Source organism: Frankia sp. AvcI1, assembly GCF_001420875.1.
GTDB lineage: Bacteria > Actinomycetota > Actinomycetes > Frankiales > Frankiaceae > Frankia > Frankia alni.
In genome coordinates, this window is sequence record NZ_LJFZ01000004.1 from 238,440 (window position 1) to 259,399 (window position 20,960).

At 73.6% G+C, this 20,960-nt stretch carries 10 protein-coding genes and 23 pseudogenes; 15 read left to right on the forward strand and 18 right to left on the reverse strand.

Going from position 1 to position 20,960, the window contains the following annotated elements; all coding sequences use genetic code 11:
- Positions 1-115: 115 nt before the first annotated feature.
- Positions 116-389, forward strand: a pseudogene (locus UK94_RS41795) (hypothetical protein); the annotation flags it as partial.
- Position 390: 1 nt separating this feature from the next.
- A pseudogene (locus UK94_RS06360) lies at positions 391-1,792 on the forward strand (AAA family ATPase); the annotation flags it as partial.
- Positions 1,793-2,070: 278 nt separating this feature from the next.
- Here UK94_RS06360 and UK94_RS41800 read toward each other — a convergent pair.
- From UK94_RS41800 to UK94_RS41835, 8 genes and pseudogenes are all read right to left on the reverse strand, one after another.
- On the reverse strand, positions 2,071-2,335 hold a 265-nt coding region (locus UK94_RS41800), incomplete at its 5' end, for a response regulator transcription factor (protein WP_235486706.1).
- 1 nt (position 2,336) lies between these two features.
- A pseudogene (locus UK94_RS41805) lies at positions 2,337-2,706 on the reverse strand (response regulator transcription factor); the annotation flags it as partial.
- Positions 2,707-2,800: 94 nt separating this feature from the next.
- On the reverse strand, positions 2,801-4,249 hold a 1,449-nt coding region (locus UK94_RS41810; RefSeq protein ID WP_235486708.1), incomplete at its 5' end, for a DUF3516 domain-containing protein.
- Position 4,250: 1 nt separating this feature from the next.
- Positions 4,251-4,348, reverse strand: a pseudogene (locus tag UK94_RS72955) (hypothetical protein); the annotation flags it as partial.
- 1 nt (position 4,349) lies between these two features.
- Positions 4,350-4,457, reverse strand: a pseudogene (locus tag UK94_RS41815) (hypothetical protein); the annotation flags it as partial.
- A gap of 16 nt (positions 4,458-4,473) precedes the next feature.
- Positions 4,474-4,665, reverse strand: a pseudogene (locus UK94_RS41825) (hypothetical protein); the annotation flags it as partial.
- Position 4,666: 1 nt separating this feature from the next.
- Positions 4,667-5,183, reverse strand: a pseudogene (locus UK94_RS41830) (DUF3516 domain-containing protein); the annotation flags it as partial.
- Between the two features lies 1 nt (position 5,184).
- Positions 5,185-5,437 (reverse strand): annotated as a pseudogene (locus UK94_RS41835) (hypothetical protein); the annotation flags it as partial.
- Here UK94_RS41835 and UK94_RS72960 point away from each other — a divergent pair.
- The 4 pseudogenes from UK94_RS72960 to UK94_RS41855 all read left to right on the forward strand — a co-directional run.
- Positions 5,436-5,953 (forward strand): annotated as a pseudogene (locus UK94_RS72960) (hypothetical protein); the annotation flags it as partial. The pseudogenes UK94_RS41835 and UK94_RS72960 sit on opposite strands and share 2 nt — an antisense overlap.
- 1 nt (position 5,954) lies before the next feature.
- Positions 5,955-6,052: pseudogene (locus UK94_RS41845) on the forward strand (acyl-CoA desaturase); the annotation flags it as partial.
- Position 6,053: 1 nt separating this feature from the next.
- Positions 6,054-6,226: pseudogene (locus UK94_RS41850) on the forward strand (acyl-CoA desaturase); the annotation flags it as partial.
- 1 nt (position 6,227) lies between these two features.
- Positions 6,228-6,599, forward strand: a pseudogene (locus UK94_RS41855) (acyl-CoA desaturase); the annotation flags it as partial.
- Positions 6,600-6,611: 12 nt separating this feature from the next.
- On the opposite strand, the gene UK94_RS06380 reads toward UK94_RS41855, so the two are convergent.
- Positions 6,612-6,941 (reverse strand): hypothetical protein, encoded by a 330-nt coding sequence (locus UK94_RS06380; protein WP_011604918.1) that lies wholly within the window; start codon positions 6,939-6,941, stop codon positions 6,612-6,614.
- Between the two features lie 1,266 nt (positions 6,942-8,207).
- Between UK94_RS06380 and UK94_RS41860 the strand changes: the two genes are divergently transcribed.
- Together UK94_RS41860 and UK94_RS06390 are read left to right on the forward strand one after the other, a co-directional pair.
- Positions 8,208-9,185, forward strand: a complete 978-nt coding sequence (locus tag UK94_RS41860; protein WP_235486813.1) for a DNA polymerase — start codon at positions 8,208-8,210, stop codon at positions 9,183-9,185.
- Positions 9,186-9,317: 132 nt separating this feature from the next.
- Entirely contained in the window at positions 9,318-10,124 is an 807-nt protein-coding gene (locus UK94_RS06390; RefSeq protein WP_011604916.1) for a methyltransferase domain-containing protein, read from the forward strand.
- A 161-nt stretch (positions 10,125-10,285) separates the two neighbouring features.
- Here UK94_RS06390 and UK94_RS41865 read toward each other — a convergent pair.
- Together UK94_RS41865 and UK94_RS72965 are read right to left on the reverse strand one after the other, a co-directional pair.
- Positions 10,286-10,661, reverse strand: a pseudogene (locus UK94_RS41865) (kinase); the annotation flags it as partial.
- Position 10,662: 1 nt separating this feature from the next.
- Positions 10,663-10,727: pseudogene (locus tag UK94_RS72965) on the reverse strand (hypothetical protein); the annotation flags it as partial.
- Between the two features lie 871 nt (positions 10,728-11,598).
- On the opposite strand from UK94_RS72965, the gene UK94_RS06400 reads away from it, so the two are divergent.
- The coding region (locus UK94_RS06400) for a class I SAM-dependent methyltransferase (protein WP_235486710.1) at positions 11,599-12,152 on the forward strand (554 nt) is incomplete at its 3' end.
- 1,215 nt (positions 12,153-13,367) lie between these two features.
- On the opposite strand, the gene msrB is transcribed toward UK94_RS06400, so the two are convergent.
- Positions 13,368-13,808 carry a peptide-methionine (R)-S-oxide reductase MsrB gene (gene msrB / locus UK94_RS06410; RefSeq protein WP_011604911.1) on the reverse strand — a complete coding sequence of 147 codons (441 nt, stop codon included), beginning with the start codon at positions 13,806-13,808 and terminating at the stop codon, positions 13,368-13,370.
- A 593-nt stretch (positions 13,809-14,401) separates the two neighbouring features.
- On the opposite strand from msrB, the gene UK94_RS41870 reads away from it, so the two are divergent.
- The 4 genes and pseudogenes from UK94_RS41870 to UK94_RS72970 form a co-directional block, all read left to right on the forward strand.
- On the forward strand, positions 14,402-14,489 hold an 88-nt coding region (locus UK94_RS41870; RefSeq protein WP_235486814.1), incomplete at its 3' end, for an RNA polymerase-binding protein RbpA.
- 1 nt (position 14,490) lies between these two features.
- Positions 14,491-14,617 (forward strand): annotated as a pseudogene (locus UK94_RS41875) (RNA polymerase-binding protein RbpA); the annotation flags it as partial.
- A gap of 1 nt (position 14,618) precedes the next feature.
- Positions 14,619-14,665, forward strand: a pseudogene (locus UK94_RS41880) (RNA polymerase-binding protein RbpA); the annotation flags it as partial.
- 1 nt (position 14,666) lies between these two features.
- Positions 14,667-14,716 (forward strand): annotated as a pseudogene (locus UK94_RS72970) (hypothetical protein); the annotation flags it as partial.
- A gap of 167 nt (positions 14,717-14,883) precedes the next feature.
- Here the strand turns inward: UK94_RS72970 and UK94_RS41885 are convergent.
- From UK94_RS41885 to UK94_RS06435, 6 genes and pseudogenes are all read right to left on the reverse strand, one after another.
- Positions 14,884-15,402, reverse strand: a pseudogene (locus UK94_RS41885) (dolichol-phosphate mannosyltransferase); the annotation flags it as partial.
- Position 15,403: 1 nt separating this feature from the next.
- Positions 15,404-15,741: pseudogene (locus tag UK94_RS41890) on the reverse strand (glycosyltransferase); the annotation flags it as partial.
- 5 nt (positions 15,742-15,746) lie between these two features.
- On the reverse strand, positions 15,747-16,341 hold a 595-nt coding region (locus UK94_RS41895), incomplete at its 5' end, for an apolipoprotein N-acyltransferase (RefSeq protein ID WP_235486712.1).
- Between the two features lie 4 nt (positions 16,342-16,345).
- A pseudogene (locus tag UK94_RS41900) lies at positions 16,346-16,840 on the reverse strand (apolipoprotein N-acyltransferase); the annotation flags it as partial.
- A 1-nt stretch (position 16,841) separates the two neighbouring features.
- Positions 16,842-17,612 (reverse strand): annotated as a pseudogene (locus UK94_RS41905) (apolipoprotein N-acyltransferase); the annotation flags it as partial.
- Between the two features lie 221 nt (positions 17,613-17,833).
- Positions 17,834-19,407, reverse strand: a pseudogene (locus tag UK94_RS06435) (amidohydrolase family protein); the annotation flags it as partial.
- A gap of 557 nt (positions 19,408-19,964) precedes the next feature.
- On the opposite strand from UK94_RS06435, the gene UK94_RS41910 reads away from it, so the two are divergent.
- Both UK94_RS41910 and UK94_RS41915 read left to right on the forward strand, forming a co-directional pair.
- Positions 19,965-20,412, forward strand: a 448-nt coding sequence (locus tag UK94_RS41910; protein WP_268761238.1) for an extracellular solute-binding protein, incomplete at its 3' end; no start/stop codon positions are given.
- A gap of 1 nt (position 20,413) precedes the next feature.
- Positions 20,414-20,939 (forward strand): annotated as a pseudogene (locus UK94_RS41915) (ABC transporter substrate-binding protein); the annotation flags it as partial.
- Positions 20,940-20,960: the final 21 nt, after the last annotated feature.

A 20,960-nucleotide genomic window follows, 5' to 3' on the forward strand; every position in this document is an offset into this window, starting at 1 on the left:
CGCCGCCAGCCCGTCGCCGACCGGCACGTCGTCGGCCGGTAGCTCACCGCCCGGCAGCTCGCCGCCGGGCGCCTCCTCGGCCGACACCTCCCCAGCCGGTATCTCCTCAGCCGGTATCGCGTCAGCCGGCATCGCCGCGCCGGGCGCCTCCCCGGCCGGCGCCCCATCGGCCGCGACCAGGCCGGGCGACACCAGGCCGGGCGGCGAGACGGCGCCGACCTGGCCGGGGCCCTCCGCCGGCGCGTCCGTGCCCCCCCGACTACCGGCCCCGTCACTGGCCGAACTCGCCGCCACCGAGACCCGCGAGACGCACAGCGCCGTGCTGTATCTGACCGCCGACCGGGTCTACAAGCGCAAGAAGCCCGTCAACCTGGGATTCCTCGACTTCANCGACCGGCGGACCCGGGAGGCGGTGTGCCTGGCGGAGGTGGCGCTCAACCGCCGCCTCGCCCCCGACGTCTACCTCGGCGTCGCCGACCTGCGCGACGACTCCGGCGAGGTGATCGACCATCTCGTCGTCATGCGGCGGATGCCGACCAGCCGTCGGCTGTCGACCCTGGTGCGCCGCGGCCACCTGCTCGGCCCGGCGCTGCGTTCGGTCGCCCGGGCGCTGGCGGTGTTCCACCAGCGGTGCGAGACGTCCCCGCTGATCGCCACCGCGGGGGAACAGGCCACCCTGGAGGACCTGTGGCGTGAGGGGATGGCTGGCATCGCCGCCTACCGCGGCACCCAGCTCGACGCCGCGGTCGTCGACGACATCGGCCGCCTGGCGCTGCGCTACCTCGCCGGCCGCGCCGAGCTGCTCGCCGAACGCACCCGGGCCGGCTGGATCCGCGACGGCCACGGCGATCTGCTCGCCGACGACATCTTCTGCCTCGACGACGGCCCCCGCATCCTCGACTGCATCGAGTTCGACCCGCGGCTGCGCTTCGGCGACGTCCTCGGCGACGTCGCCTTCCTCGCCATGGACCTGGAGCGGCTCGGCGCCCCCGAGGAGGCCGCCGAGTTCCTGGAGGCCTACCGCGAGTTCAGCGGCGAGGTGCATCCCCGGTCCCTGCAGCACTTCTACGTGGCCTACCGGGCGTTCGTGCGGGCGAAGGTGGCCTGCATCCGCGGCGGCCAGGGGGATCCCGACGCCGCGGAGAACGCCCGCCGGCTGCTCGCCGTCGCCCACCGCCACCTGCGGGCCGGGCGCGTCCGCCTGGTCGTCGTCGGCGGGCTGCCCGGCACCGGCAAGACGACACTGGCCAGTCGGCTGGCCGAGGTCGGCGACGGCTGGGTGCTGCTGCGCTCGGACATCATCCGCCAGGAGCTCGTGGGCGAGCCGCCCGCCGAAGCCCCGCACCAGCAGCCCGCCGCCGACACGGCGCCGCCGGCCGCCGACGCCGATGCCGGGGGGTTCGACGCCCAGTTCGGCGTCGGCCGCTACGCCCCGGAGATCACCGACGCGACCTACGCCGAGATGCTGCGCCGGGCCCGCGCGGCGCTGTGCCGGGGGGAGAGCGTGGTCCTCGACGCCTCCTGGTCGAGCGCGCGCCACCGCGACGCCGCCGCGGCGGTCGCCGCCGACGTCTGCGCGGACCTGGTGGAGCTGCACTGCGTGACCGCGCCCGAGGTCGCCGCGGCCCGCATCGCCCGGCGCATGGCCGCCGGCCCCGACCCGTCCGAGGCCACGGTGGCCATCCACCGGGCGATGGCCGCGCGCGCCGACCCGTGGCCGCGCGCCGCGGTGATCCGCACCGCCGTCACCGTCGCCGAGGCGTTGCAGGCCGTCCAGAGCCACCTCGACTGACCGGCCGCCCCGCACGGCACGGCGCCCCGCACGGCACGGCCCCCCGCACGGCACGGCCCCCTGCCCGGCAGACCCCCTGCGCGGCCCGTGGGCGCGACGACCAGCGACCGACGACCAGCAACCGACGCGCCGCGGCGCGTGGGTCGTCGTCGACGTGGGGGATGGGGCCGGAGTGGGGCCGTGGGGCGCGCTGGCCGGGACTGGGCCGCGCGGGGAGTGGGCCGCACCGGCCTGGGCCACCCGGCCCGGTAGCGCCCGGCCCGGCGTCGGGCCGGGCGCTACTTGTCGATGCGGGTCGCGTAGACGGCGGCCTGGGTGCGGCTGGACAGCTCCAGCTTCTCCAGGATCGCCGAGACGTAGTTCTTGACCGTCTTCTCCGACAGGTGGATCCGCCCGGCGATCTGACGGTTGGTCAGACCCTCGGCGATGAGCACGAGGATCTGGCGCTCCCGCTCGCCCAGCGCCGCGAGCTTGCGGTCCTCCGCCGGGCCCTCCCGCAGCCGGGTCAGCACCCGCTGGGTGACCGCCGGGTCGAGCAGGGAGNGGCCGGCGGCGATCGTGCGGATCGCGCCGACCAGATCCGTGCCCTTGATCTGCTTGAGCAGATAGCCGGCGGCGCCGGCCATGATCGCCGCGAACAGCGCGTCGTCGTCGTCGTAGGAGGTGAGGATCAGACAACCGATCTCGGGATGCGCCGAGCGCAGGTCACGGCAGACGTCGATGCCGTTGCCGTCCTCCAGTCGCGCGTCGAGCACCGCCACGTTCGGTCTGGTGGCGGGGATCCGGCGCAGCGCCTCGGCCGCGGTGGACGCCTCGCCGACGACGTCGACGTCACCGGTCTCCGAGAGCATCTCCCGAATTCCCCGGCGGACGATCTCGTGGTCATCCAGGAGGAAGACCCGTACGGTACTCACACGGTGACGATACCGCCCAGGTTGCGCACCCCGGCCCGGATCGCGGGGTGACTCCGGTCGAAAGGGGCCCGACGGTGTGCCCGCCGCCGCCGCGTCAGAGCCGGTCGACGGCGGTCACCCGCACCATCGCCACCCCGGCCTCGTCGGAGGCGGCGAGGTCGATCTCCGCGCTGATGCCCCAGTCGTGATCCCCGGCCGGATCGTCGAAGATCTGCCGCGCCGTCCACATCCCGGGCCGCTCGTCGAGCAGCAGCAGCCCCGGCCCGCGCGCGTCCGGGCCGGTGCCGATCTCGTCGTGCTCGGCGTAGTAGCCGGCCAGCGCCTGCTCCCAACCCGCCGCGTCGAACACCGGACCGTCCCCCCCGGCCGATCCCACCCCCAGACCGACGCCGGCCCCCAGGCCGACGCCGGCTCCCAGACCGACGCCGGCCCCCGGGCCGTCGAGCTCGCCGAGCAGGTCGTAGCGGCGCAGCGCGGCCAGCTCCACCCGGCGGAACAACGCGTTGCGGACCAGCACCCGAAACGCCCGGACATTGCCCGTCACCGCCGGCGGCCGTTCGTCGACCGCCCCCAGGCCCGCCCCGGCGGCCGCGTCGGGATCGGGATTGCTCAGCCGCTCCCACTCGTCGAGCAGGCTCGAGTCGGTCTGGCGCACCAGCTCCCCGAGCCACTCGGTGAGGTCGACGATCTCGTCCGTGCGCGCGTCCTCCGGCACCGTCTGGCGCAACGCCTTGTAGGCGTCGGCGAAGTAGCGCAGCAACAGCCCCTCGGAGCGGGCCAACCCGTAGAACGCCACGTACTCGGCGAACGTCATCGCCCGCTCGAACAGCTCCCGGGCCACCGACTTCGGCGCCAGCTCGTAGTCGTCGACCCACGGATGACCCCGCCGGTACGTCGCGAACGCCGCGCCGAGCAGCTCACCGAGCGGCTGCGGGTAGGTCACCTCCTCCAGCAGCTCCATCCGCCGGTCGTACTCGATGCCCTCGGCCTTCATCGCCGCCACCGCCTCGCCGCGCGCCTTGCTCAGCTGCGCGTGCAGCACCTGGCGGGGGTTGTCCAACGTCGCCTCCAGCACCGACAGCACGTCGAGGGCGTACGTCGGCGACGCCGGGTCGAGCAGTTCCAACGCGGCCAGCGCGAACGGCGACAGCGGCTGGTTGAGCGCGAAGTCGAGCTGCAGATCCCCGGTCACCCGCACGGTGCGGCCCAGCTCGTCGGGGGAGTCCAGCCTCTCCACCACGCCGGCGGCCAGCAGCGCCCGGTAGATCGCGATCGCCCGGTGGATCAGCCGGCGCTGCGTCGCGGAGTCCGAATGGTTGTCGGTGAGCAGGTGACGCATCGACGCGAACGCGTCCCCGGGCCGGTTGACGACGTTGAGCAGCATCGCGTGTGTCACCGTGAACTGCGACGTCAACGGTTCCGGCTCGGCGGCGACGAGGCGCTCGAACGTCGGCTCCCCGTAGCCGACGGTGCCCTCCGGCGGCTTCTTGCGCACCACCTTGCGCCGCTTCTTCGGATCGTCGCCGGCCTTCGCCAACGCCCGNATGTTCTCCACCACATGATCCGGGGCCTGCACGACGACGTTGCCCACCGAGTCGTAGCCGGCCCGCCCCGCCCGCCCGGCGATCTGGTGGAACTCCCGNGCCGAGAGCAGCCGCACCCGCGTCCCGTCGTACTTCGACAGCGATGTGAACACCACCGTGCGGATCGGAACGTTGATCCCCACCCCGAGCGTGTCCGTCCCGCAGATCNCCTTGAGCAGCCCCNCCTGCGCGAGCTGCTCGACGAGACGGCGGTACTTCGGCAGCATCCCCGCGTGGTGCACCCCGATGCCGTGTCGCACCAGCCGGGACAGCACCTTGCCGAACCCCGCGGCGAACCGGAACCTTCCGATCATCGCCGCGATCTGCTCCTTCTCCGCCCGCGACGACACGTTCACGCTCATCAGCGCCTGCGCCCNCTCCAACGCCTGCGCCTGGGTGAAGTGCACGACGTACACCGGAGCCTGATGGGTCTCCAGCAGCTCCCCGATCGTCTCGTGCAGCGGCGTCGTGACGAACCGGTAGAACAGCGGCACCGGCCGCTGCGCCGAGCGGACCACCGCCGTGGGCCGCCCGGTGCGCCGCGTCAGGTCCGCCTCGAACATCGACACGTCGCCGAGCGTCGCCGACATCAGCACGAACTGGGTGCGCGGCAGCTCCAGCAGCGGCACCTGCCACGCCCACCCCCGCTCCGGATCGGCGTAGTAGTGGAACTCGTCCATGACGACCTGACCGACGTCGGCGTCCACCCCGTCGCGCAGCGCGATGTTCGCCAGCACCTCCGCCGTGCAGCAGACGATCGGCGCCGTGTCGTTGACGGAGGCGTCACCGGTCATCATCCCGACGTTCGCCGCCCCGAACATCGCGCACAGCGCGAAGAACTTCTCCGACACCAGCGCCTTGATCGGCGCGGTGTAGAACGTGCGGCGCCCCGCGNCCAGCGCCGCGAAGTGCGCCCCGGCCGCCACCAGACTCTTCCCCGACCCCGTCGGCGTCGCCAGGATGACGTTCGACCCCGAAACGATCTCGATGAGCGCCTCGGACTGGGCGGGATAGAGCTCCAGGCCCTGCTCGGCGACCCAGGCGGTGAAGGCGTCGTAGAGGGTGTCCGGGTCCGGCTCGCCGGGTACATCGACGGCGGCGCCGGCGACCGGAGGTGAGGACGCGGGAAGGTGGTCGGTGAGTGTCATGGTCCCCCGATCGTGCCTGACGCGCGCCGCCGCCGACCGGCGGGCACGCCCCCGTCTACTGTTGAGGCGGACCCGAACCGGCTTTCCGGTGGCCAGCACCCGTGACCCGGCTCGGAGAACCGACGAGGGTTGCCGGGTATCCGACGACCCTCGTGAGAGGAAATATGTGTCCTCCGAATCGATCGAATCGACAATCCAGCGTGTCGACGCGGGCCCGCCCGCCCGCCCCGACATCGCCCCCGGCCTGAAGACCCCCCTCGAGCAGATCCTGCTCCTGCTGTTCCTCGTCGTCCCGCTGCTCGCCGTCGCCCTGGCGGTGCCCGTGGCCTGGGGACACGGACTGGGCTGGCACGACGTCGTCATCGCCGCGGTGATGTACCTGGTCTCCGGCTTCGGGATCACCGTGGGCTACCACCGCCTGTTCACCCACGGCTCGTTCAAGGCCAGCCGGCCGCTGCGCATCGGCCTCGCCCTGGCCGGCAGCCTCGCCGTCGAGATGAGCGTCACCGACTGGGTNGCCGCCCACCGCCGCCACCACAAGTACTCCGACTCCGCCGCCGATCCCCATTCACCGTGGCGTTTCGGCCGCAGCGCCGTCGGTGTGACCAGGGGCTTNCTGCACGCCCATGTCGGCTGGCTGTTCAACCGCCACCGCACCTGCCCGAAACGCTTCTGCCCCGATCTGCTCGCCGACCGCGACGTCGCCGCCGTCGCGACCGCGTTCCCCTGGTGCGTCGCCGCCTCGGTCCTGATCCCGCCGATCGCCGGCGGACTGTGGAGCATGTCGTGNGAGGGCGCGCTCACCGCCCTGTTCTGGGGCTCCCTGGTACGCATCGCCCTGCTTCACCACGTCACGTTCTCGATCAACTCGATCTGCCACCTCATCGGCGAACGGCCCTTCACCGCCCGCGACCAGTCGCGCAACGTCTGGTGGCTGGCCGTGCCGTCGCTGGGGGAGTCCTGGCACAACCTGCACCACGCCGACCCCACCAGCGCCCGCCACGGCGTCCTGCCCGGTCAGCTCGACCCGAGCGCTGCGCTCATCCGCTGGTTCGAACGCCTGGGCTGGGCCCACGACGTGCGCTGGCCGACCGCCGAACGTATCGCCGCCCGCCAGGCCCGCCCCGCCGAGCCTGCTCGCCCGGCCGAGCCTGCTCGCTGACGCGGGCGACCGTCAGCCGGCCATCCGAACCTCGCCGCCGGGGGGCCCGGCCGATCCGCCTGGATCACCGTGCCCGCCGGCCCTCTCCCGGGAGCGGTACAGGACGCGGCCCGGCGGCTGCTCGCCCGCGACCAGCCAGTAGCCCCGGTCCTGGCGCAGACCGACCCGTTGCGGGGGCTGGCAGACCCCGTTGACCCGGTGGGCGTCGAAACCGGTCGTGGCCCCCGCGAACGTGGCATGACAGGTCGGGCAGTGCGCCGCGGTCAGCGCCGTCCACCGAGCGTCGCACCCACCGCAGTCGAGCAGGATGGGACGTTCGTACTCGTTGTCCCGCCCCGCCATGAATCCACCCTTCCCCCGTGGTACGCCCATCCCTCGTCGACGGGGATTCTTACCGCTCCACGTTTCCAACGGGGGCATTTCCGCTTTCCCGGCCACCATGCCGGTCCATCTGACCACGGCACCGCCCGCACCGCCCGCACCGCCCGCACCGGCCGCACCGGCCAGGCTCGCCCGCCCGGCAGCGCGGGGCTGCCCGCCAGCCCTCGGCACCGGCCGGCGCGAACTGTCGGACCCGGCGGTCAGAATCGAACGATGACGCCGGCCAGCCCGCCGCACGCGGCCGCGGGACCGCTCGCGGGCCTGTGGTCGGGGGAGTTCGTCCCGCGCCAGCCCCTGGCGCTCGTGGTCCTTCCGACGGTGGGATTCGCGCTGGCCCACCAGCCGCCCGCCGGCCACGGCGGGGATCCACCCGGCGGCACGGATCTGCCTGCACCCGTCACCGTGGTGGTGTCCGCGCCCGAGTCGGCAGAGGCCGCCGGCCTGCTCGCCGAGATCGAGCGCCGCCGCGCCCCGCGCTGGGTGTGGTGGTCGGCGTCGGCGGTGGCGCCGCTGGCCACCCAGGTGCGCCTCGCCGCCTGCTGGGACCTCGCCGCCGTCCACCGGCTGCTGCACGGTGGGCGCCGTGACGACCCGCCCGCCGTGTGGGCCGCCGTCGCCGGCCTGCCGGCACCCCCGCAGGCCCNACCCCCCGGCCCCACCACCAGGGTCGCGCCGGGCCAGCTCGGCCTGTGGGAGGGCACCGGCGAGGACCCCCCCACCCGCCGCGGCCCCGACCCCACCGGCCCCGAGGAGATCAGCGCCGGCCCCGCGGGAGTCGGCATCGGTGGGGGAGAGGATGGTCCACTGGCGGGGGACGGCCAGCTCGACGCGGGCTGGCTGCGCCGCGCCGCCGGGCCGGCCGAGGCGCTGCGCCGCGCCGCCGCCCTCGCCGCGCTCGCGCTGCAGGCCCAGCACCGTCAGCTGGCGGCGCTGGGCGACCTGGCCGACCGACGCGCCCGTCCCGGCCGGATCAGCCTCGCCGTGCTGACCGCCCGCGCCGAGTCCGCCGCGGAGCTGCTCGCCCGCGAACTCGAACGCGACGGCCTGCCCGTCGACCGCGCCACCGCCGAGACGCTGCTCGCCGACCTCGTCGGCCCGCCGCCGCGCACCGACGCCGACGAACTCGCCGCCCGCCGCCGCCGCGACGCCCCCGTCCTCGCCCACCTGCGCGGACCCGTCGACCTGCGCAATCCCGCCGCCGTGCGGGCCGCGCTGCGCACGGTCGGCGTGGACGTCCCCGACACCCGCTCGGGCCGCCTCGAACCGCTGCGCGACGCCCACCCCGCCGTCGCCGCGCTACTGGCCTGGCGGCGCACCGAGCGGATCGCCACGACCTACGGCCACCGCTGGCTCGACACCCACGTCGGCCCGGACGGCCGGCTGCGCGGCGCCTGGCACGGCAGCGACGGCGCCGCCGGGCGGATGACCGCCCAGGCCGGCCTGCACAACCTGCCCGCCGACCTGCGCTGCGCCGTCGTCGCCGAACCGGGCCGGGTGTTCGTCCGCGCCGACCTCGGCCAGATCGAACCCCGGGTGCTCGCCGTCGTCTCCGCCGACCCCGCCCTCGCCGCGGCCACCCAGGCCGACGACATGTACGCCCCCGTCGCCGCGCAGCTCGGCCGCGACCGGGCGCACGCCAAGGTCGCCATGCTCGCCGCCATGTACGGCCAGACCACCGGCGCGGCCGGGGAAGCCCTGCGCCGGATGCGCCGGGCCTACCCGACCGCGCTGGCCTATCTCGACGCCGCCGACGCCGCCGGCCGCTCCGGCCGTGACCTGCGCACCTACGGCGGCCGGCTCGTCCGCCTCGCCCCCGCGGCAGGCCCACCCGACCGCGCGGCAGGCCCACCCCGGGGCCTGACCGATCCCGCGCCACCCGACGAGGCCTCCCCGGCCGTCGGCTGGGTCACCGAGCAGGCCCGCGGCCGCTTCGCCCGCAACGCCGTCATCCAGGGCCCCGCCGCCGAACTGTTCAAGGCCTGGGCGGTGACCGTCCGCGCCGAACTGCCCGCCCTCGGCGGCGAGATCGTGCTGTGCCTGCACGACGAACTGCTCCTGCACGTCCCCGCCGCGCACGCCGAGGCCGCCGCCGACCTGCTGCGAACCGCCCTCGCCGCCACGGCCGCCTACTGGGCGACCGCCAGCGGGGTCCGGTTCGTCGCCGAGGTGTCCATCCTGCAACGCTGGTCTGACGCCGCCCACTGAGCTGCCCACCGAGCCTGCCCACCGACCACCGCGGAAAGGTCACACCCCGACCTGGCCCGGGATCTCGCTTCGTCGCAGCAGTGATGGAAATCGACCGGCCCGGCTGCGCGCCCTGTGCCATAACCATCTTCTGTGACAGCGCCGAACCCCCGGGACAGCGTCGAGACCGTCTTCGACCGGCGCGCCGCGACATACAGCAACCACACCTGGCACGTCCGCTACGCCGAGCGGCTCGTCGCGCTCGCCGCCCCCATGGCCGGCATGCGCATCCTGGATGCCGCGACCGGTACCGGGCTCGCCGCGATCGCCGCCGCCCGCGCCACGGGGCCGACCGGACACGTGGTGGGCGTCGACGTCTCCGCGGGCATGCTCACCCGAGCGCGGCAGGCTGTCGACGCGGCGGGACTCCTGACCATCGAGCTGGTCAGGGCGGACGCCACCACTCTGCCCCAGTTCGCAGACGGCTCGTTCGACCTGGTCCTCTGCTCCGCCGGTCTGCTCTACCTGCCGGTCCAGGCGGCGCTGAGGGAATGGCGCCGGCTGCTGAGACCAGGTGGGCAGATCGGCTTCTCGACGATGGCGGCGGGCTTCCCGGTCGCGGCCAGGCTCTTTCGCAACCATGCCCGCCGCCACGGCCTGGCCCTCACCGACCCGGCCAGCGCGCTGGGAACGCAGGCGCGATGCCGTCAGGCGCTGCGGGACGCCGGGTTCACCTCGGCGAAGCAGGTGGGGGAGACCATCCGCTTTTCCTCCCGTGATCTGGAGCACGCCTGGGAGGCCCACACCCGCGGACCGCACCACGACGCGATCGCCACCCTCAGCGCGGAACAGGCGGAAACGTTCCGGCGCGACTACACCGACGCCCTGGCCGATCGGCTCCGCACCGACGCGGACCGCCTCCTCACCGCAGAGGTGATCTACGCCTTCGGGGAGCGGTGAGCNCCCCGCAGGAAGCGCGTCGACCCCACAGCATCCGAGCCGATCCCATCAAGATAATCAACGTCGTTGACGTGATTCCACCGTCAAGATCATTCTCCATCAACCTGACAGGAACGCACCCGAGGGTGGGNGATTCTCGTCGCGGCACCCGGCACCTGGCTTCATCGCAGGGCGGCTGCCCATAGGTCGGCTCGGGCGTCCAGGTAGTCGGCGCTGGCAAGCCAGTAGGGGCCGTCCTCGGTCCAGATCCTGGCCCATGGTTGGAGCTGCCGTCGGGCGCCGTCGCGCAGCAGGTCGTACATCGCCCGGGCGCGCCGGCCCAGCATGCTCGCCAACGCCGGCCGGGCCGCCTCCTCCAGGCCGTAGCCGTCGACGAAGGCACGCAGCCGTACAGCCGATTCCGCCTGCGGTCGATCGGCGCGCAGGCCGGCCATGGCCTGGGCAGCGTAGGCGAGATCCCACAACCTGGAACTGGGCGCGGCCCCGTCCCAGTCGATCAGCGTCCAGCCCCGGGCGGACCTGACGAGATTCCACGGCNCGACGTCGTTGTGGCAGACGACGTCCTCCGAGTCTGGCGGGATGATCCTGTTCCACACCGCCCCGNCCGGCGGCACGAAGCCGGCGAGAGCCCGGTGCAGGTCCGCCAGCATCCGTCCGATCGAGACCAGTTCCACAGCCGACTACGTGCCGGCTGCGGCCCCGACCTCTCCGGGGATGTACTCCACCACCTGACGTCCCTGCCCATCTCGCNCCAGNGGGCGCGGGGCACCGGCGAATCCCACCGCGTGCAGATACTCCAGCAGCGCATCCACCGCGTCCGTCCACGGNCCGACCGGGCGGCGCACGGTCCCACCCACCCGCACCACGCCGATCGTGACATTCCCCGGCAACGGCTCCTCTTCGCTACCCACCCCAGGATCCTCGCGTACACGAGACGGCGGGAGGTGAAAACGAGTCGNTGGCTCGAGCCCGACACNTTCCGACCGATTGCCCTTCATCAAGATAATCAACGATGTTGACGATGCCGGACGATCAAGATCAAAAACACAACATCCACACGCACCTGAGGCGCGGGGGAGCGATCGCATGATCAACATGTGAGTGCTCGACTGCGGCCGCCCTAAGTTGATCAAAATGGATCATGGATCTCGGATGTGGGAAAACTGGCCGGCTGTGCGGGCCGGCGTAGTTCCGGGGCCCNGTGAAGATCCCGTTGCCGAGGCCGTCTGTCGTCCCGGACTCGAAGCGATGCGATCGAGGGGGAGGTCGGCTCGGCTCTACTTGACATAATGTGCATTATCGGCGTGGTTGGTGGGGTAATGGTTGGTGGGGTTTTTGGCTGCTGGGAGGTCNCTTCCCTGGCTTGTCGGTTTTGCCGGGTCGGCAAGGTTTGTTGGGGTGNCCGGGGGTGGTGGGTGAGGGTGTGCGGGTTGGTGTGTCTCGTTCGGCCGGTTCGCTGTGAAGGGTGGTCGTGATGGTGGAGGCGGGGTTCGGTGCGTCGGGTGGGAGGTCGGCGGCGGAGTTCTGGGATGCGCGGTACGCCGGTGCGCCGCAGATCTGGAGTGGTGAGCCGAATGTGGCGTTGGTGCGGGTGGCGGGTGGGTTGACGCCGGGGCGTGCGTTGGATCTTGGCTGTGGTGAGGGTGGGGATGCGGTGTGGCTGGCGCGGCGTGGGTGGCGGGTGACGGGGGTGGATGTGTCGGCGGTGGCGTTGGGCCGGGCGGCGGCGTCGGCGGCTGCGGCCGGGGTGGACGGGCGGGTGGTGTGGCGGCGGATGGATCTGGGGGTGGTGTTTCCGGTGGGGGTGTTCGAGCTTGTGTCGGCGCAGTTTCTGCATTCGGAGGTGGAGTTGCCGCGGGTGGAGATTCTGCGGGCGGCGGCGGGTGCGGTGGTGGTGGGTGGGATGCTGCTGGTGGCTGGGCATGCGGCGGGCCCTGCGGGTCATGGTGATCATGCGGGTTGTGGTGATTCGGGGCTGGTGTTGCCGTCGGCGGGTGAGGTGCTGGCGTCGTTGGCGTTGGCGGTGGGNGGGNGGGAGGTGGTGGCGTGTGAGGAGTTCGAGCGGTCGGCGCGCTGGCCGGACGGGTCGGTGGGGGTGCGGCGGGACAGTGTGCTCGCGGTGCGCCGGCGGGGGGCTGGCATGGCGGTCGTCTGACTCCCCCGCCGTCTGACTCTCCCGGCGTGGTCTGGGTGGGCACGTGCTCGGCGGCGGTGCGATGGGGACAGGGCGCCGCGGCGGTGCTGGTGGGGTGGTGTCAGGGGTGGGGCCTGTCCCCCGTGGTGCGGTGGGGCGGGTCGGGGGGNGGGCCGGCGAGGGGCTGGTGGGTGGCGTCGCCGGTGCAGCCGGCTTCCCAGGGCAGCCTGCCGGTGGGGTCACTCCAGATGATCTGGAGGGCGGCGACGGGTGGGCCGTCGGGGTGCTGGTAGAGGGCGTTGGCGTGGAGGAGCAGCTCGTCACTGGCGGCGGCGTCGAGGGTGAGCAGGTGGTGGCGTCTGGGGGGTGCGAGGTCGTCGAGGGTGGTGTCGGCTGGCGGGGGGTCGCCGGCGCGGATGCGGGTGGCGAGCTGGTTGAGCAGGGCGGCTGCGTCGTGCGGGTGCAGGCCGGCGATGAGCAGTTCGGGGTGGTGCAGCGCGGTGAGGCCGATGGTGTAGGCGTGGTCGGGTTCGCCGGTGTCGGGTTCGGCGAGGACGGCCTGGACGGCCCAGCCGTGGCGGTGGATGGTGTCGCGGATCCAGGCGGTGTGCCGCCGGTGCCCGTCGAACTGTAGTTCGGTTTCCATGGTGTGCCTCCCCCGGGGTCGGTGGTGGGATGGGGGTGAGGGTAGGCGGGGGCACCGACAGTTTTTCGGGGGTGTGGGTCGTCCCGGTGAGGCTGTAGCCGGGTGGGTGGTTGCGGGGCGCGCGGGCGCTGGCCCGGTTTCCGGTGGGGTCGGGTGGGCCGGGGTGGTGGTTCGTCGATGCGATGCTGGTCGGGTTGGANGTGGAGCTGGCGGGTTCGGGCGCTGGTGCGGTTGCTGGAGATGACTCGGTGGTGAGGTGGTCGCCGAGGGGGTGGGGACGGCGCAGCGGGTGCGCTACCTGGCGGCGGCCGGGGTGCGGTTGGTGCAGGGTTTCTGTCTGGCCGAGCCGGGACCGTCGCCGTTGCCGGCGGTGTGTCTGCGGGGTTGGCGCGGCGCTGAGGGTCGGTGGGTGGGCCGGCCGGTGCGTTGGGGGCACCGGCGGCGACCCGGTCCACGGGGTGGGTCAGTGTGGGTCGAGGTCGAGGGCGAGGCTGTTCATGCAGTAGCGCTGGCCGGTGGGGCCGGGGCCGTCGTCGAAGACGTGGCCGAGGTGTCCCCCGCAGCGGGCGCAGCGGACCTCGGTGCGGACCATGCCGTGGGAGCGGTCTTCGACGAGTTCGACGGCGTCGGCGACGGCGGGTTCGGTGAAGCTGGGCCAGCCGGAGCCGGAGTCGTACTTGGTGTCGGAGGTGAACAGTGCCGCGCCGCAGCCGCCGCAGCGGTAGGTGCCGGTTTCCTTGCTGTAGGTGTAGGCGCCGGTGAAGGGGGGTTCGGTGGCGGCCTGGCGCAGGATGGCGTAGCGCTGGGGGGAGAGTTCGGCGCGCCACTGCTCGTCGGTCTTGACGGTGTCGGCGGGGTTGGGGCCGGTGGGGGTGGTGCCGGTGGCGTGGTCGCTGGTGGTCATGGCGTCACGGGGTCCTCTCTGGGGTGGTTCGGCCGGTGGGCTGGTGCGGCGGGCTGGGCTGGTGGGGNGGGTCACTCCCCTGGTCCGGTGCGGGTCAGGGGGGCCGCGGCGACGACCCCGCCGAGGGCTGCGGTGGCCATGATCGTGCCGATGGCGGGTGGCAGGTGGCCGCGGGCGGTGGAGGTCGCGAAGACGGAAACGTCGGCGGCGTCGGCGATCATTCCGGCCCACAGCCAGGTGGTGGTGTCGCGGCCGGTGGTCATCGCGGCGAGCAGGCCGGCGCCGAGGGCGAGATCGCGGATGCCGGCGAGGCGGGCGACCCAGGCCAGGCGGGTGGCGGTGAGTCGGTCGACGCCGGTGATGCGCAGGGTGTCCACGGCGCGGGTGAGCACGAGGGCGCCGACGGTGGCGCGGGTGATGCCGAGGGTGGCGGTGTGCAGGGTGCGGATGGGGCGGGTGGGGCGTTTCGCTGTGGGGNGGGGNCGCTGCGCGTTCATGATTGTGTTACGGGTCCTTCCTCGGCGGGAACGTCTCGGCTGGCCAGAACGTTGTCGAGGGGTAGTTGCACACGTCTCGACGCTCGGAGGAGTTATATGGGCGAGCGCATCCTGCGGGGAAGCCGTCTCGGTGCAGTGTCCTACGAGACTGACCGCAGCACCGAGCTTGCCCCACGGCAGTCGGNGTCCTACGACTGCCCCAACGGCCACCAGTTCACCATGCCTTTCGCGGCTGAGGCGGAGGTGCCGTCGGTGTGGGAGTGCAAGGTCTGCGGTGGGGCGTCGGTGATCGTCGATGGTGAGCGGCCTGAGNCGAAGAAGTCGAAGCCGCCGCGTACGCACTGGGACATGTTGATGGAGNGCCGGACCACCGATGATCTGGAGGAGGTTCTGGCGGAGCGGTTGGCGGTGNTGCGCGGGACCGGTGAGGGTCGGCGTACCGCGTAGCGGGGCTGTTTGGCGGCGGTTGCGGGGTCGGGCACGGGATGTACGTGCCCGACCCTTTGGCATGCCTGAGGTGATGGTTCGGGGGTGATGTGGTGGTTGCGGTGGGTGAGGGGTGAGGGTGTGGGTGGTGGTCAGGCGCCGCGGCTGGTGGTGACGTTGTCGGGGTGGCCGGCGGGGACGTCGGGGTCGGTGGTGGGTTGGCGCGGGGTGGGGTTGGCCGCGAGGTGGGGGGTGCGGGGGGTTGGTCGGCGCCGCCGGGTGGTGGCGGCCCACCAGGCGACGCGCCAGAAGGCTTCGGCGACGATGGCGTTGCTCATCTTGGAGGTGCCGCGTTCGCGTTCGACGAAGGTGATGGGGACTTCGGTGACGCGGTAGCCGGCGCGCCAGGCCTGCCAGGCGAGGTCGACCTGGAAGCAGTAGCCCTGGGAGGAGACGCCGGTCAGGTCGCGGTCGCGTAGGACGTCGGCGCGGTAGGCGCGGTAGCCGGCGGTGGCGTCGCGCAGCGGCATGCCGAGGGCGGCGCGGACGTAGATGTTTCCGCCGCGGGAGAGCAGCAGGCGGGTGCGGGGCCAGTTGCGGACCTCTCCCCCGGGTACCCAGCGGGAGCCGATGACGAGGTCGGCGTGGGCGAGGGCGGCGAGCAGGCGGGGNAGCTGTTCGGGTTGGTGGGAGCCGTCGGCGTCCATTTCGACGATGACGTCGTAGCCGTGGTCGAGGGCCCAGGTGAAGCCGGCGATGTAGGCGGTGCCGAGGCCGGCTTTGCCGTCGCGGTGCAGGACGTGGATGTGGTCGTCGTTGTCGGCGAGTTCGTCGGCGATCTTCCCGGTGCCGTCGGGGCTGGCGTCGTCGATGACGAGCAGGTCGACCGTCGGGTTCGCCGCGCGCAGGCGGCGGGCGGTGTCCGGGAGGTTGTCCCGCTCGTTGTAGGTGGGGACGCAGACGACAACGCGGTGGAGATCCACGCGGTTCCTTTCCTGATCGGGGGCCATATCCGTCAGGCCGGCCCGGCGGGCGTCACCGTGGGTGTCGTCTCGTGGGGTCGTGGTGCCTGCGGGGTGGTGCCGGTGTGGTCCGGGTCGCCGGTGGGGCGGGTTCGGCGGCGGATCACTCCCGCCATCATGGCGCCCAGGCCGAGGGTGAGCAGCACCGCCTCGGGGAGGATTCCGGCACGGTCGGCGAGGGTTCGGCTGGTGCGTCGGGGCAGGGCTGCGGTGAGGATGCCGGGTTCGTAGAGGCCGGTCTTGGCCAGCAGGGTGCCGTCGGGGGCGATGAGGGCGCTTTCGCCGCTGGTGGAGACCTGGACGGTGGCGCGGCCGTGTTCGACGGCGCGCAGCCGGGACATGGCGAGTTGCTGCTGGCTTTCGCCCTTGCGGCCGAAGGAGGCGTTGTTGGTCTGGATGACGAGGATCTGTGCGCCGTGGTCGACGGTGTCGCGGACGAGGTCGTCGTAGGCGACTTCGAAGCAGATGACGTCGCCGATGGTGGTGCCGGCGACGTGCAGGGCGCCTGGGTTGTGGCCGGCGAGGAAGTCGCTGGGCATGTCGTCGGCGAAGCGGCCGATGAGGCGGGTGAGCAGGGCGCGGCCGGGGNGGNATTCGGCGAAGGGCACGGGGTGTTGCTTGACGTACATCTGGCCGGTGAAGCCGTCGGCGGTCCAGATCATGCCGGCGTTGCGGACGTGGCCGGCGCCGGGGCCGTCGAGGACGGCGCCGACGAGCAGGGGGGCGCGGGCGGTGCGGGCGGCGCCGCGCAGGGCGGCGGCGACGGTGGGGTCGCGCTGGGGGTCGAGGTCGGAGGAGTTCTCGGGCCACAGGACGAGGTCGGGGGCGGGGCGGCGGCCGGCGGCGACGTCGGCGGCGAGTTGGCGGGTGCCGGCGACGTGGTTGGCGGTGACCTGGAAGGCGCGGCCGAGGGCGTGGATGCCGCCGTCGGCGGGGACGTTGCCCTGGATGGCGGCGATGGTGAGGGTGCCGTGTTCGGCGGTTGTGGGCAGGGGGACGAGCAGGCCGGCGAGGGTGAGGGCGGTGGCGCCGAGCAGGGGTGGGGCGAGGCGTCGTGGTGCGCTGCGCCGGCGGGTGGTGGTGCGGGNGAGGGTGTGGGCGTGCAGGCAGGCGAGGGCGAGTAGGGCGCCGGTGGTGGCGACGACGGCGGTGAGCAGGGGTGCGCCGCCGAGGGCGGCGAGTCCGGTCAGCGGGCTGGCGGACTGGGTGAAGGCGAGCCGGCCCCAGGGGAAGCCGCCGAAGGGGGCGCGTCCGCGCAGGGCCTCCTGGGCGACCCAGACGGCGCCGGTCCACAGCCAGGGTGCGGGCAGGCGCCAGGCGAGGGTGGTGGCGGGGGCGACGAGGGCGAGGATGGCGGCTTCGGCGACGGCGAGGGCGATCCAGGCGTCGGCGCCGACGAAGGAGACGAAGCGCAGCAGTGGCAGGCAGAACGCGAGGCCGAACAGCAGGCCCAGGGCGTAGGAGGCGCGTAGGCGGCGGCCGCGGACGGTGAGGGTGAGCACGGTGACGGCGACCGGTGCCAGGGGCCAGGCGCCGACCGGTGGGGTGGCGAGGTAGAGCAGGGCGCCGCCGAGCAGGGCGGCCAGGGCCGGTGGGGTGCGTCGGCGCAGGGTGGCGCGCCGGCGGGTGCGGCGGGCGGCCCGGTCCCCCGTGGCCCGGTCCTGCGCGGGCTGCTCTCCCCCGGGCTGGCCGGGTTCGGTGGAGGTTGCGGCGGGTGCGAGGGGTGGGGGGTCGCTCCCCCGTGGCGGCTCGACGCCGGTGCGGGGTTGGGCGGGGACGGTGGCGGGCGGCGTCGGCGTGGCGGCGGTGTCGCCGGCCGCCTGGGCCGTGGGGCTGGGGGTGGCCGGCGTGGGGGTCACCCGACCAGTTTCTGTCACGCGGGCCGCGCTGACCACGCCGCCCCTGACCCGAAGGGGGCGCGACGTGTGGTGACGATGTGGCCTCGCGGTGCGGTGGGGGTGCGCCGGTGGGCCGCTGCGGGGCGGGCGGCGGTGGTTCACCCCTCGACGATATCGAACATGTGTGCGACTATGGGGATGGTTTCGCGGTGGGTCAGCGCGGGGCGTCGTGCAGGATGCGNCCGCGCAGCACGGTGCGCCGGCAGTGGGGGGTGGGGCCGGTGAGGTCGGGCAGGCCGGCGACGGCACCGCGGGGGTCGGTGGACCAGGCGGCGATGCGGGTGTCGGGGGCCTGGACGACGAGGTCGCCGTGGTGGTCCCAGACGGCGTAGGTGGCGGGGTGGCGGGGGGCGAGGATGCCGTGGCCGTCGGCGTCGGCGCGGGCGGCGCGCCAGCCGCCGCGGCTGGCGGCGGTGAAGGCGGCGCGGGCGGAGATGCGGGCGGTGGGGGTGTGGTGGTGTGCGGCGGCGCGGATGGCGCCCCAGGGGTCCAGGGGGGTGACGGGGGCGTCGGAGGAGAAGGCCAGGGTGATGCCGGCGCGGGTCATGGCGGCGTAGGGGTTCATGGTGGCGGCGCGGGTGGGGCCGAGGCGGGTGGCGTACATGCCGTGCTCGCCGCCCCAGCGGGCGTCGAAGGCGGGTTGGGCGCTGACGATGAGGCCGAGGGCGGCCAGGCGTGGGAGGTGGTCGGTGGTGGTCATCTCGGCGTGTTCGAGGCGGTGGCGGGCGGCGGCGAGGCGGGCGAGGCCGATCTTGGCGGCGGCGGCTTCGAGGCCGGTGAGCACGGTGGTGATGGCGGCGTCGCCGATGGCGTGGAAACCGGTCTGCAGGCCGACGTCGGTGGCGTCGCAGACGGCGTCGCGGATGGCGTCGGCGTCGAGGTGCAGGGTGCCGTGGGTGTGGGGGTGGTCGGCGTAGGGGGTGTGCAGGGCGGCGGTGTGGGAGCCCAGGGATCCGTCGACGAAGGCGTCGCCGCCCCAGGCGGCGCCGAGTTCGACGGCGGTGGGCAGGTCGCCGGCCCAGTAGCCGACGATGTCGGGTCCGGTGACGGTGCGGGCGTGGGCGAGCAGGCCGGCGAGGTCGTCGGCGGAGGAGACGTCGGGTCCGGCCATCTCGTGCAGGGCGGCGATGCCGAGGGCGGCGGCGTGGGTGCGGGTGGTCTGCCAGGCGTGGCGGCGTTGGCTGGGGGTCAGGGTGGTGTCGGCGGTGCGGCGGGCGGCGTGGTGGGCGGGGCCGGTGACGAGGCCGTCGGGGTGCCAGCCGGGGTGGGTGGCGGCGTCGGCGGCGGCGGCCAGGGCGGTGGAGATCACGGCGGTGTGTCCGTCGACGCGGGCGAGGTAGACGGTGGCGCCGCCGGTGGCGCGGTCGAGTTCGCCGGCGGTGGGGGGTGTGGGGTCGGCCCAGGTGGTCTCGTCCCAGCCGGTGCCGAAGACGGTGGTGTGCCGGTGGTGGCGGGCGTGGGCGGCCAGGGCGTCGAGGGCGGCGGTGCGGGTGGGGGTGGCGGTGAGGTCGAGGCCGGTCAGGGCGAGGCCGGTGGCGGTGGTGTGGATGTGGGCGTCGACGAAGGCGGGGGTGATCAGTGCGCCGTGCAGGTCGATGACGGTGTCGGCGTCGAGGGTGGCGGCGGTGTCGTCGGAGCCGATCCAGGCGATGGTGGCGTGGTCGGTGAGCATGGCGGTGGCGGTGGGGCTGGTGGGGGTGTGGATGTGGCCGCCCCGGTAGAGCACGGTGCGGCGGGGGGTGTGGGGGCCGGTCACGCTGGTGAGTCTGCCCGGTGGTCGGGTCGGCTGGTCGCCGGGGCGGTGTGGGGGTGGTCGGCTGTGGGGTGGGCGGTCGGGGGCGTGTCGGGGTGGCGGGGTGTGAGAGGTGGGACGCGGTGGGTGTGTTCGGTTTTCTTGGTGGCCGGGTTGGTGCGTATTGCTGTCATAGGGGTTTTACGGTGCGTGAGATGGGGCACGGCAGCTGCGCCGTGGGTGGTCGGGTGTGGCGGGATGAGTAGTGGTCGCCTCGTCGCGGGGCGGGGTGTGGACTTCCGCATGTTCGCCAGAAGGCCGGAAGGGAGGTCGGGCCGGTGCCGAGGGTCGCGAGCCGGGGTGGGTGTCGGGCGGTGCGACGCTGCGTGGTGCGGGGCCGGGTCGGNCTGGTGGTGGCGGTGTGTGCGGTGGTGGCGTTGGTGGGGTGTGGGGCGTCGGGNTCGGCGCGGGGGCCGGTGACGGTGCGCTGGTATGTGTACAACGAGTCGTCGGGGTCGTTCGCGAAGGCGGCGGCGGACTGTTCGGCCGGGTCGCGCGGCGCCTACCGGGTCGCGATCAGTGTGTTGCCCAACGATGCCGACGGGCAGCGGGAGCAGCTGGTGCGCCGGCTGGCGGCGCAGGACTCCTCGATGGATGTTCTGGCGTTGGACGTGACGTGGACGGCGGAGTTCGCCGAGGCGGGGTGGATCGTGCCGTTCGACGCGGCGTCGGCGCGGGCGATCACGGCGGGGACGCTGCCGGTGGCGGTGCGCACGGGCAGCTGGCGGGGGCGGTTGTATGCGGCGCCGTTGAACACCAATGCGCAGTTGTTGTGGTATCGCAAGGATCTGGTGGCGCGGCCGCCGGCGACGTGGGCGCAGATGCTGGCGCAGGCGAAGGCGTTGGCGGCGGCGGGAAAGCCGCATCTGGTGGAGGTGCAGGGCGCCCAGTATGAGGGGTACACGGTGTTGTTCAACTCGCTGGTGGCCTCGGCGGGTGGGTCGGTTCTGTCGGCGGACGGGACGCGGGNGGCGTTGGGTGAGCCGGCGCGGCGTGCGGTGGAGGCGATTGCGGCGTTGGCGCATTCGGGGGCGGCGGATCCGTCGTGGTCGAACCAGCGGGAGGACGATAACCGGTTGGCGTTCGAGACGGGGTCGGCGGCGTTCCAGTTGAACTATCCGTTCGTCTATCCGTCGGCGCGGGCGAACGCGCCGGATCTGGTGGGTCGGATCGGGTGGGCGCAGTGGCCGAGTCTGGTGGCCGGTCAGCCGTCGCACACGACGGTGGGGGGTTACAACCTGGCGGTGTCGTCGTACAGCCGGCATCCGGGTCAGGCGCGGGCGGCGATCGGGTGCCTGCGGGGTCGGGCGAACCAGATCCGTACGGCGGTCGACGGGGGGTTGGCGCCGACGTTGGAGGCGTTGTATTCGGATCGGGCGTTCGTCGAGGGGGGGTATCCCTTCGCGGCGGCGATCTACGCGGCGTTGCGCAACGCCAGTGTGCGGCCGCAGACGCCGGCGTATCAGAGCGTGTCGTTGCAGATCGCCGACCGGTTGNCCCCGCCGCGTTCGGTGTCG

Excerpts from the sequence above, each read along its gene's own strand:
- UK94_RS06380 (WP_011604918.1), bottom strand. The coding sequence starts at position 6,941 with ATGGCGGGGCGGGACAACGAGTACGAACGTCCCATCCTGCTCGACTGC.
- msrB (WP_011604911.1), bottom strand. The coding sequence starts at position 13,808 with ATGACCACCAGCGACCACGCCACCGGCACCACCCCCACCGGCCCCAAC.